Raw genomic sequence first — 10,363 nt, 5'->3', positions numbered from 1 at the left:
AGCCGCGTGCTGGACTGCTACTACGACCCTGAACTGGAGGATTTAGTCGTGGAGAACCTGAAAGGAATCGTCCATGTGACCGGCAGGGTCCAACTCGATGCGAATGGCTTTCCTGACAAGATCGTGAATGTCTCCGACATCCGTGCCCTTGATCTTCGACCGCTTGTGCTCAAATCAATCGAAACGGCTGAAGGGAGGCTCGTTCTCAAGCGAGCGAAGTCGGTCGAGCCGTCATTTGAGGACGGGCATGTCGTATTCGAGCTGTCCGACTTGCATGTTGTTGCATCGGGTGCTACGCGTGAAGACGCTGTGGAGAAGCTCTTTTCCGATCTCATCTGGTTGTGGAAGGAGTATGTGCTTGCACCCCATGGGGAGTTGTCTCAGGACGCGGGAGAGTTCGCGGAACGTCTTCGCGGCATGGTCGAGGAGGCTTCGGTGGGGAATGGGTGAGGAGAAGCGCAGCGACGTCGAAAGCTCACTATGCAAGAAGGGGTTTCGGCGGTCAAACGGTAGCCACTGCAAGTTTGTGTTCTACACACGCGGCGGCAAGAAGACGTCGGTATGGACCGAGACGAGTCACGGCTCTAAACACAGGGACCTCTCGGATTTCACCCTTGGCAAGATGGCCGATCAGTGCCGGTTGCCCTATCCCCAATTCAGAAGACTGATCGAGTGTCCAATGTCGCGTGAGGAATACGAGGCGTTGCTGGTGCAAAACGGGGAGGTAAAGGAATAGGGCCTTCGGCATCGGCGAAGGGGACTACGATATGTCACCATAAGCAGCTCCCTTTCGTCTCATCGTGCCCCACAATTCCCTTACGTCCGGCAATCCCATTGCCCACGAGAAGGGCGGAGCCAACGTTTGTGGACGTAGCCCACCACGGAACCGTGAATACCAGCTACAGCCCCTTTGAGGGCACCATCACTCCCTACGCAAACGCCATCCCTCCAGTGGACGCCTTCGGCCAACCGGCCAAACTCGATGTGGTTCGCGAGATCGCGGACCGACATGGCCTTGTTGTGATCGAGGACTCCTGGCGACTCCCTGGGGTCCGAGTATACGGGCATCAAGGCCGGGAACAGTGCCTTCTCGCACGGCACAGTGCCTCCGGGTGTTCCGGGCGTGGACCTCGTCCTGTGCTGGCACGACAAGGGCGGCTCAGCCTTGAGCGCTCGGTATTTTTTTCGTACAGCCCGTGGTCGGGTCTTTGCCTGGATGGAGTGTCCTCGGGGAGTCGTTGAGTTGGGGCTTTTTCGTCGGTGGTGCACTGATCGCTGCCGGGCTGTTGGTCGCGGCCGCAGCCGGGACCGGCACTACCAAGGGTGAGTCCGCACGAACTCATTGCCCATAAGAGAGCCGCTACTTCCCCTTTGGGAGGAGGAATGTGCTCGGACACAGTACTGCAGCCAAAAGATGGCGGCTGTGCCAGGCGCGTCAACGTAGTGACGGTCAGTCGCGAATGAGAGGTGAGTCATCCATGGACCTGCGCAAGAGACTGGAGGTCATTGCCCGCCAGGCGGGAGCGTCGCTTTTCGGGGTCGGCCCCGTATCGCGTTTCGAGGGTGCCCCTTCGGGCCACCACCCCTCAGACTGGGTTTCCGGAGCGGAGTGCGTCATCAGTATCGGGATGCAGATCCCGCCCGCTATCATCGCATACGAGAGATACCTCGGGAATTCCCCCTGGATCAGGGGGGACCTCAGGAAGGAAGTGCTTCTGGATCACTTCTACGGGCAGATGGGCTATGACGTGATCAACCGCAAGCTTGACGAGATTGGGCTACTGCTCGTGCTCGAGCTTGAGGACCAGGGATTCACGTCAGTCAGCTTCCCGGCCACGTACGGCGATTCCCAGCGAAATCTGCACGACAGGATACCCGGTCGGGTTGGGCTTGTGTCTCACCGGCACGCGGCAGTCAGATGTGGGCTTGGCGAATTTGGGCTGAACAGCATCGTGGTGACACCCGCATACGGGCCGAGGGTCAGGTTCACCACGGTTGTGACCCGGGCCGCGCTTGAACCGTCTCCGTTGCTTCGGGACAAGGTCTGCCTGGGAGAAGCCTGCCGCATGTGCATAGACAACTGCGGCCCCGGCGCCATCACACTGATGGATCAAGCGGCCGGAGATGGCGTGTGGCTGGATCCCGTGTCCCGAACCAATCAGGATCTATGCAGAGGTCACAGGCGAGACATGTTTTGCCACGGTCGGTGCGCTAGGGTCTGCCCGGTCGGGCTTCGATCGGAGTTGCAGTGGGAGTCGAAGTAGGCAACCGGGCGAGGTCTTGCCCTGCCTTGCGTCGCCCGGACTCCTCGGACGCGCGGAACTGCGACGCTTTCCCCCGTCGCCACGACGGGTCCAAGGCTTCCTTCGATCTTGCCGGGGGCGGGGTTAACGCGCGCGCGACTCAGACGAGGGGAGTTTGAACGGACCTGCGGCCAGTGCATCGAGTGTCTCGTCGGGCAAGGCATTGAGGGTGAAGACGGCTGCACCCCTGGACCCTGTCTTGCGAATTGCCTCCAGGAGGTCGAGCAGCTTCTCAGTGAGCGGCCTGGGCATGGATGCGGCGTCCACCGCCGGATAGACGGCGATCCGGTCCGCGGAAGCGTACTGGGCCGCGCGCACCAGAGTGTCAAGAAGATCGTTGTCAAGGGTATACGTGAACACAACTGCGAAGTCGATGTACCCCAGTTCCCCCCAGGCTTTCCAGTCCTGCATCCTGGTGAGCAGGGCATCTTGGTAGGGGTAGACACCTGCCGAGATGGTGGATTCGGGCGATCTCGCACGGATGACCTCGGCAAGCCTGCCCACGAACTGCGTGAGGTTGTTGCACCGCCACAGGAACCACGCGTTCCACCTGGATATGTCCAGCCTCACCTCGCGTGGCTCAAAGCCAAGGTCGGCCGCAGCCATCTTCGTGACGACCGGGTTGTAGTCGTAAGGTACTGGACGGCTGAATGGATAGCGCAGGTAGTCGAAATGCACCCCGTCCACCTTGTATGTACTCACCAGTTCATCCACAAGCGTCAGGAGAAAAGCCTGAACTTCTGGGTGAGCAGGAGACAGAAAGTACTTATTCGACTCCGCGGCGACTGGCTGCTTGCCGTCGAGGCCCACTGCCGCCCAATCGGGATGCCTCTCCAGGATAGGCCCAGGTATTCCATCTCCGACTCCCGGCCCCACGTAGAATAGCTCGAGCCAGGCGTGGACTTTGATGCCTCGTCGCCGCCCTTCCTGCAACGCCACCCGCAGGGGGTCAAACCCCAGGAATTGCGGACGCTGCGTTGCCACTTCGCTCGGGTAGATAGTGTATCCGTGATAGAACGTCTCGACGAAGACTGTATTGAAGCCGGCTCTTTCCATCCTGTCGAATTCCGCGCGGATATCCTCAGGAGTACCCGCTGGTCGGTACCATGCCACTCGTGCTGCGATCCTGGATGTGAACTTGGCGGACTTCGTTTCCCTGTCGATCAGGTACGCCACTATGTTGCGGACCAGGTTCGCCACCGCCGAGGAGGAGAGGTTCGCCCTCGCGAAGAGGTTCCCGGCGCAGTAGACGCCGTAGTTGCTCTCGACGATTGCGGGCGCCCCCGATGCCCACCGGGCCAACACGGTTGCCTCAGTCGCGACGTGACTCTGGGCGGTATGCCCTCTTGGCAGGATGATCTCGGGTCCAATGCCCCTGAAGATACGATGGGGTGGGTTTGTGGGCCTCATGGGTTCCCGGTTGGAGTGCGGCGGGGCCTGGTATCCAACGCCCATGATCGCGGAGAGTCCGTATTCCGCCCGGACACGCCAGAAACTGTCGTAGAGCGAAGTGTCATAAGTGCTCAGAATCTTGCCGCCTGACCGGGCAAATTCCCGGATCTTTTCGATCTCAAGGTCCGAAACAGCGCTCGCGGCTGGCATTATCAGGACCTCGTACCTGGCCAGGCCTCCTGCCTCTATGTCGTGATCCCCGATGACAACTGCCTCGATGCCGATTTCGCCGAGGACTCTGATCACGGCCGTCGCATCCACGACATCGGATTCGAAATCCAGAGAGTTCATCCTTGCCAATGTCCGCGTGTAGTTGCTCACAAGTATGGCCACTGAAGGGCCATCGATGGTGGCGACGGCAAGGAACAGCTCAGGCTTGCCCAGGACTGACCCGGGGAGCACGGCGAGGACTACAGCGATAGTGAGGAGGGTGACTATGAGCTGTCTCAACCAGCAGACCACCTTCGCGGGGGTTGTCGTACATCCGCCCGGGCAATGCGGGCTGGGTGTGCTACCCCCCGAGAATCGGGGGTATGAGGAGGATAGCGTCCCCATCGCAGACCAAGGCACCGAGCGCGCTATCCTCCGATCTAACGTGCTTGCCGTTGACCATTATTGTGTTTGACCTGACAAACTCGTCCGGCTTCATATCAACGATCAACTTGAGGGTGTCATCCGTAACGATCTCCGTGAGCGATGACTGGAACTTCAACATGGCGTCTCTCAGCGTCGCGCCCTCATCCAGCTCTACTTGAACTCGGACCTTATCCCATGGAGCGATGAACCCTACGGATACTGTGATGGACACCTCAGCCACCTCGTGCTGCTTCCTGTGCCTGGCTGAAGAATGGATTCGACTGCGGAACGAATTCTCCTTCAGCGGATGATTCCGATGCATTTGTGCTGCCTGGCCGGTGGAGGGGGAGCACTGCACGCAACGCCAGAGATGAGACGGATCAGGGGGTTGTTGGGTTCCGGTAGGGTTGTTGTGGGAAGCGCGGAGCCTTCTGTTCCCGCAGTCTTCAGCCACGATCGTCAGACGGGCTTCCGCGCTCTGATCAAGGCGCTAGCAAGTGAGTTGGCAAGAGGTGCGAGTTTCGCCCTAATGTCCTCAGGGCCGCTCGCTTGGTCAGCGCCGGTGATGTCGAAGATTCTGGTCACGGTCACATCGATGTCAGAGAAACCCGTCCGCCCGAGCAATGAGGTATACTCGTCTCGACACATGGCCCCTGCTATACATGCCGCCCAGAGACCAGTATTCTGCCGGATCCATTCCGGGACCTCCGAGAGCCATACCGTGTCTGAGATTGACACTCGTCCCCCAGGCTTCAGTACCCTGTGGGCCTCCGTGAGCGCTCTCGGCTTGTCGGTCGCGAGGTTGATCACGCAGTTCGATATGACCACGTCCACGGATCCAGCTGGGAGAGGGATGCGCTCCAAATCACCGTGCAGGAACTCGGCATTTGTGATCCCGGCAGCCACCTGATTACGCCGAGCCAGTGCGAGCATTCCCTCTGTCATGTCCAGTCCATACACCCAGCCGTCTGGGGCGACACGGCGTGCGGCGAGAAGCACATCCAAACCCGCCCCGCTCCCGAGATCGAGGACCGTGTCACCAGGCTTGAGGTCAGCCATGATAAGCGGATTACCGCATCCGAGGGACGTCGAGACCAGGTGCTCTGGCACTGCCAGGAGGTCCTCCGGCGAATAGTCAGCAGCACAGCCACACCTTGGGGCACAGCCGGAGCGGCAGGAGTCGTCTAGACGCCCAGCCAGGCGGCCGTATCTTTCCTTGATGGCTTCCTTCATCGAGCCAGCCACGACAATCCCTCTCTCTCGTTCGATGGCCTGCATGATAATTGTACGGCCGACTGACAGGTGGATGCAAGAGTGCGGTCGTCGGTGTCGTCCATACAGTAGTCAGGTGTAGCTTGCTGGAGGGCCTCCTTTCCAGAGGCAGTCCAGTGGATGCTGTTCTGTTAACCTCTAACGGATTAGTGCGGGGAGGTAGGGTGACAATGTACTCAGAAAAGTACTTACAGCACAGGGAGGAATAGCCTCGCCAACGGAGAAAAGCATGCGCCAGATGGAAAGGGATACCGTATACGAGGATCCAGTATCCGAAATTTACACCACTCTGGGGTGGCCATTAGGATGAAAGCGCCTCTAGCTTCCTTTGATCCTTCCAATGCAAGAACCATCAGGGAACTCGTCTATGAAACCCTCAGGGAGGCGATCTTTGAGGGCGAACTGAGGGACGGCGACCGACTAATAGAAAAGAAGCTGGCCGACAGGTTGCATGTTAGCCGTACATCCGTTCGCGAAGCAATGCGGAAACTCGAAACGGAGGGGTTGATACAGTACCTGCCCCGGAGAGGCGTCGTGGTCCGCGGCATCACGCCCGAAGCTGCCATAGAGATTTATGCAATTCGCGAGGCACTCGAAGTGGCGGTAATCCCTTTCGTGATTCAGAACATCACGGCAGAGGAGATAGGATTACTCCGCCAACTTGTGACTGAGATGGGCCGTCTGACAGTTCAAGGGGATGCCGGGGAGCTCTTTGGGGTCGCCAGGCACTTCAACGACATACTGGTTAAGTCGTCAAGAATGCCGCAGTTGATCAAGTTGATCGACACCTATCAGGAATACCAATCCACGTTCAGAAGGGTGACCTTGTCCAAGGAGTCCAGGAAGCCTTTTGCGCTCCAGGAGCACGCGGCGATTCTGCAGGCAATTGAGGAAGGCGACGTGGCGCGCGCAGAACAGGTGATGCGCCAGCACTTGAGAGCCGCTCGCGAGGAGTACCTGAGAGTATTCGAGGCTGGTGTAATCCGGGTGACTCAAGAACCACAAGAGGCTAGGGCATGACCGCCAGTATCACACTGGTGGGCTTGGCGCTCTTCAGGCAGGAGGAAATGGCATGGGCCAAAACATTACACAGAAGATCATATCCTCACATCTGGCTGAAGGCGAGATGATTCCGGGCAGTGAGGTTGCGTTGAGGATCGACCAGACTCTTACCCAGGATGCTACCGGGACAATGGCTTATCTTCAATTCGAAGCGATGGGCGTTTCATCAGTCAGAACGGAGCTTACCGTCAGCTACATTGACCATAATACGCTGCAGCCTGGCTTCGAAAACGCGGATGATCACAGGTTTCTCCAAAGCGCGGCGGCGAAGTTCGGCGCTCTCCTGTCGCGTGCCGGCAATGGGGTCTGCCACCAGGTGCACCTGGAGCGCTTTGGAGTACCTGGCAAGACCCTGCTTGGTTCAGACAGCCACACCCCCACCTGCGGCGGGCTAGGCATGTTGGCCATCGGTGCTGGTGGGCTGGACGTGGCTGCGGCCATGGCTGGATATCCGTTCTACATGCAGATGCCCAAGGTGGTCAGTGTCCGCCTCCATGGAGAGCCAGCCCCCTGGGTGAGCGCCAAGGACATCATCCTCGAAGTCTTGCGGCGTCTGAGCGTCAGGGGGGGAATCGGCAGAGTCCTGGAGTATTCCGGCGACGGCATAGCCTACCTGAGTGTGCCGGAGCGAGCGACTATCGCCAACATGGGCGCCGAACTGGGGGCGACGTCCTCGGTTCTCCCCAGCGACGACGTAACCAGACGGTTTCTTGCTGCCCAAGCAAGGGCCGATGCCTTTATGGAATTGTTGCCTGACCAGGACGCCACCTATGATGAATACGTCGACATCAACCTGGCGGAACTGGAACCGCTCGTTGCCCTGCCGCACATGCCCGATAACGTGGCCAGAATAGCCGACGTGGCTGGCAAGAAGGTGGACCAAGTCTTCATCGGCAGCTGTACCAACTCGTCATACTCGGACTTGATGCGCGTAGCTGCGATCTTAAGGGGGAAGACTGTCCACCCCGAGACAAGCCTGGTGATCGCGCCGGGATCGCGCCAAGTGTTCCATGCCCTGGCCTCCAATGGGGCGCTGGCTGATCTCATCGCTGCCGGCGCCAGGATCCTCGAATGTGCGTGCGGTCCTTGTGTGGGCGTGGGTCAGGCGCCTCCATCGGGGGGCGTTTCGCTAAGGACCTCCAATCGCAACTTCGAGGGGCGCAGTGGCACGGCCGATGCCGAGATCTACCTGGTAGGCTGCGAAGCCGCGGCGGCCGCCGCCTTGACCGGCAGAATAACCGACCCTCGCGATCTGGGCGAACCCATCAAAGTCGTCCTGCCGGAGAAGTTTCTGGTGGATGACAGCATGATCATACATCCTCCCGAACGGCGCGAGAATCTGCAGCTTCTTATGGGTCCCAACATCAAACCGTTCCCCAGGACGTCGCCGCTGCCGGACGAGATCGCAGGTGAGGTGCTGCTGAAGCTCGGTGACAACATCACCACTGACCACATCATGCCGGCCGGCGCGAAGGTCTTGCCTCTCAGATCTAACATTCCGGCGATCGCCATGCATGCTTTCGAGAGGGTGGATCCCACTTTCGCCCAGCGGTGTCTCAATGCCGGAGGAGGGATCATCATAGGCGGGGCCAACTATGGCCAGGGCTCCAGCCGGGAGCACGCGGCGCTGGCCCCTCTGTATCTGGGAATCAGGGCGGTGGTAGCAAAATCCTACGCTAGAATCCACATGCAGAACCTGGTCAACTTTGGACTGCTGCCGCTGGTTTTCGTGCAGAGTGGAGATTACGACCATATTCAGGCCGGCGATCACATACTGATCGACCTGGTCCGGGAGTCGCTGGCAGATGACTCCCTCGTGCTCCGTAACATGACCAGGGATGAAACCTATCCTGTGAGACACGGGCTTTCAAAGCGGCAAATCAGTATTGTGTTGGCCGGTGGGTTGCTCAACTACATCAAATCCCAGAGACCGTCAACCCGTTGGGCGGCTGGCGACGGAGGAGCCGACGATGCGGCAGTCTGTACCTGAGCTGGCTGGTGAGATGATCAGTATGGAGGTGAGAAACAGGCTGGCCGACTTGAAAGGGTTTGAAGCGCTTGAACGAGAGTATGCGGGTAGCAAGTCTGAGAGCAGGCGGTTCAAGAAAAGGGAGGGACTTGATCGATGAAAAGGACCAATGTCATCTCAAGAGCCTGCGTACTGGTGCTGTCCATGGCCATGTTGGTTGCGTGTTCTGGCTACATGGCCGGCGCGACGGCGAGCGACTGGAAGCCCACTTCCACGATCGAGATCATAGCCCCTGCCAACCCAGGCGGCGGCTGGGACATGATCGCCAGAATCATGCAGAGGACGCTCACCGAAGGCAAACTCGTGGACCGGCCAATCATTATCACCAATAGGCCTGGCGGCGGCGGTGCCACCGGGTGGACCTACCTCAACCGGCATCAGGGGTCAGGCCACTACCTGGCGGTCAACTCCAGTCTGCTTCTGCTCAACAACCTTCTAGGCTCAAGCGACCTCACCTACAAAGACTTCACTGTTCTGGCCAACCTTGAGACTGAGTGGGAGACCGTTGTTGTCAGCGCTGATTCACCCTACAAGACCGGCAAGGAGTTCTTTGAAGCGTTGAAGGCCAATCCTTCAAAGATGCCGATCGGCGTGGGTCCGGCCCTGGGCAACGATGATCACCTCCAGTTCCTGATGCTCGCCAAAGCCTATGGCATCCCTGCCAAGAGCATCAAGTTCGTGGTTTACCCCGGCGCGGGGGGCGAGCAGATCCCGGCCCTGCTTGGCGGCCACGTGAAAGCCCTTACCATCGGCCTTGGGGAAGTGCTGGAGCAGCACAAGGCTGGCAAGATGCGGATTTTGGGCATTTCCTCTGAAGAGCGGCTAGAAGTGCTGCCGGACGTTCCAACGTGGAAGGAACAAGGCATCGATCTGGTGTTTGCTCACTGGCGCGGGGTGATGGGACCCAAAGGCATGACCCCAGAACAGGTCAGCTACTGGGAGGAAGTACTGAGCAAGATGGTTCAACATCCATTGTGGGCAGAACAGCTGAAGAACATGGAGCAGTATCCCTTCTATATGAACGCAAAGGAATATGAGAAGTATCTGGGCGAACAGACCGAAGCCATGAGGAGTCTGCTAGCCGAGGTCGGGTTGATCAGGTAATCCGAACCCAAAGCTGTGAAACCACGGGCTCTCGTGGCCCGTGGTTTCATGTAGCTGCTGACACTAATACAGGAGGTGCTGCCAGTTGGCCAACGATCTAGCAACAGGTCTCATTTCGATTGTGCTTGGCACCACATACCTGTACTTGACATTTCGATTGCCGGACGTCAGCATCGGGGATCCTATAGGGCCGAAGCTATTCCCAATGCTGGTGGGGGCGGGTGCGGTGTTCTGTGGCACGTTGCTGACGCTCCACGTGATACGGGCGAATAGGACTGGGCGAGGAGACAGAATGGCTGTGGACCTGACTTCCAAGAAAGGGCTGTATGGCAAGATAGGACTTACCATATTGGCGGGAGTGATCTACAGCTTTCTTCTGGATCCCGTCGGATACCTGATTTCCACGTTTGTCTTCATGACAGCTCTGATGTGTCTCGTCAACACGCTCAGGCGAGCGGCTGAGAACGTCATCATCGCATTGGGGTTCTCTGTAACGACCTATCTCGTGTTTGCAAGATTGTTTCAAGTGAGCCTGCCGCGGGGGATACTCGCGTTTTGAGGGGGA

The 10,363-nt window shown here is 58.7% G+C and carries 12 protein-coding genes; 9 read left to right on the top strand and 3 right to left on the bottom strand.

Going from position 1 to position 10,363, the window contains the following annotated elements:
- From NUW23_07070 to NUW23_07055, 4 genes are all read left to right on the top strand, one after another.
- Positions 1-450, top strand: a 450-nt coding sequence (locus tag NUW23_07070; protein ID MCR4425941.1) for a hypothetical protein, incomplete at its 5' end; no start/stop codon positions are given.
- Complete coding sequence (locus NUW23_07065; GenBank protein MCR4425940.1) at positions 443-736, top strand: hypothetical protein; 294 nt, start codon at positions 443-445, stop codon at positions 734-736. The genes NUW23_07070 and NUW23_07065, both read left to right, overlap by 8 nt.
- A 98-nt stretch (positions 737-834) precedes the next feature.
- Positions 835-1,242: a DegT/DnrJ/EryC1/StrS family aminotransferase gene (locus NUW23_07060; GenBank protein MCR4425939.1), complete on the top strand. Its 408-nt coding sequence runs from the start codon at positions 835-837 to the stop codon at positions 1,240-1,242.
- Between the two features lie 236 nt (positions 1,243-1,478).
- Positions 1,479-2,264: a hypothetical protein gene (locus NUW23_07055; protein ID MCR4425938.1), complete on the top strand. Its 786-nt coding sequence runs from the start codon at positions 1,479-1,481 to the stop codon at positions 2,262-2,264.
- 123 nt (positions 2,265-2,387) lie between these two features.
- Here NUW23_07055 and NUW23_07050 read toward each other — a convergent pair whose 3' ends face one another.
- The 3 genes from NUW23_07050 to arsM all read right to left on the bottom strand — a co-directional run bounded on the left by NUW23_07050 (position 2,388) and on the right by arsM (position 5,576).
- Positions 2,388-4,205 carry a family 10 glycosylhydrolase gene (locus tag NUW23_07050; protein MCR4425937.1) on the bottom strand — a complete coding sequence of 606 codons (1,818 nt, stop codon included), beginning with the start codon at positions 4,203-4,205 and terminating at the stop codon, positions 2,388-2,390.
- 61 nt (positions 4,206-4,266) lie between these two features.
- On the bottom strand, positions 4,267-4,572 hold the full coding sequence (locus NUW23_07045) for a MoaD/ThiS family protein (GenBank protein MCR4425936.1): 306 nt from the start codon (positions 4,570-4,572) through the stop codon (positions 4,267-4,269).
- A gap of 218 nt (positions 4,573-4,790) precedes the next feature.
- Positions 4,791-5,576: an arsenite methyltransferase gene (gene arsM, locus NUW23_07040; GenBank protein MCR4425935.1), complete on the bottom strand. Its 786-nt coding sequence runs from the start codon at positions 5,574-5,576 to the stop codon at positions 4,791-4,793.
- A gap of 333 nt (positions 5,577-5,909) precedes the next feature.
- Between arsM and NUW23_07035 the strand changes: the two genes are divergently transcribed.
- The 5 genes from NUW23_07035 to NUW23_07015 all read left to right on the top strand — a co-directional run bounded on the left by NUW23_07035 (position 5,910) and on the right by NUW23_07015 (position 10,357).
- The gene (locus NUW23_07035; GenBank protein MCR4425934.1) at positions 5,910-6,623 is read left to right on the top strand and encodes a GntR family transcriptional regulator; all 714 of its coding nucleotides are present in this window, start codon (positions 5,910-5,912) and stop codon (positions 6,621-6,623) included.
- Between the two features lie 52 nt (positions 6,624-6,675).
- Complete coding sequence (locus NUW23_07030; protein MCR4425933.1) at positions 6,676-8,655, top strand: aconitate hydratase; 1,980 nt, start codon at positions 6,676-6,678, stop codon at positions 8,653-8,655.
- The gene (locus NUW23_07025) at positions 8,636-8,794 is read left to right on the top strand and encodes a hypothetical protein (protein MCR4425932.1); all 159 of its coding nucleotides are present in this window, start codon (positions 8,636-8,638) and stop codon (positions 8,792-8,794) included. Before NUW23_07030 ends, NUW23_07025 begins: the two co-directional genes overlap by 20 nt.
- Positions 8,791-9,798: a tripartite tricarboxylate transporter substrate binding protein gene (locus NUW23_07020; protein MCR4425931.1), complete on the top strand. Its 1,008-nt coding sequence runs from the start codon at positions 8,791-8,793 to the stop codon at positions 9,796-9,798. The genes NUW23_07025 and NUW23_07020 overlap by 4 nt, the downstream gene beginning before the upstream one ends.
- Positions 9,799-9,883: 85 nt before the next feature.
- Positions 9,884-10,357 carry a tripartite tricarboxylate transporter TctB family protein gene (locus tag NUW23_07015; protein MCR4425930.1) on the top strand — a complete coding sequence of 158 codons (474 nt, stop codon included), beginning with the start codon at positions 9,884-9,886 and terminating at the stop codon, positions 10,355-10,357.
- Positions 10,358-10,363: the final 6 nt, after the last annotated feature.

This window comes from Bacillota bacterium (assembly GCA_024655925.1).
Classification (GTDB): domain Bacteria; phylum Bacillota; class DTU025; order DTU025; family JANLFS01; genus JANLFS01.
This window is presented reverse-complemented; position numbering and strand designations above follow the sequence as displayed.

Bases quoted from the DNA above. Each gene is read 5' to 3' on its own strand.
- NUW23_07025 (MCR4425932.1), top strand. From the start codon at position 8,636: ATGCGGCAGTCTGTACCTGAGCTGGCTGGTGAGATGATCAGTATGGAG.
- NUW23_07030 (MCR4425933.1), top strand. From the start codon at position 6,676: ATGGGCCAAAACATTACACAGAAGATCATATCCTCACATCTGGCTGAA.
- NUW23_07055 (MCR4425938.1), top strand. From the start codon at position 1,479: ATGGACCTGCGCAAGAGACTGGAGGTCATTGCCCGCCAGGCGGGAGCG.
- NUW23_07035 (MCR4425934.1), top strand. From the start codon at position 5,910: ATGAAAGCGCCTCTAGCTTCCTTTGATCCTTCCAATGCAAGAACCATC.
- NUW23_07020 (MCR4425931.1), top strand. From the start codon at position 8,791: ATGAAAAGGACCAATGTCATCTCAAGAGCCTGCGTACTGGTGCTGTCC.
- NUW23_07065 (MCR4425940.1), top strand. From the start codon at position 443: ATGGGTGAGGAGAAGCGCAGCGACGTCGAAAGCTCACTATGCAAGAAG.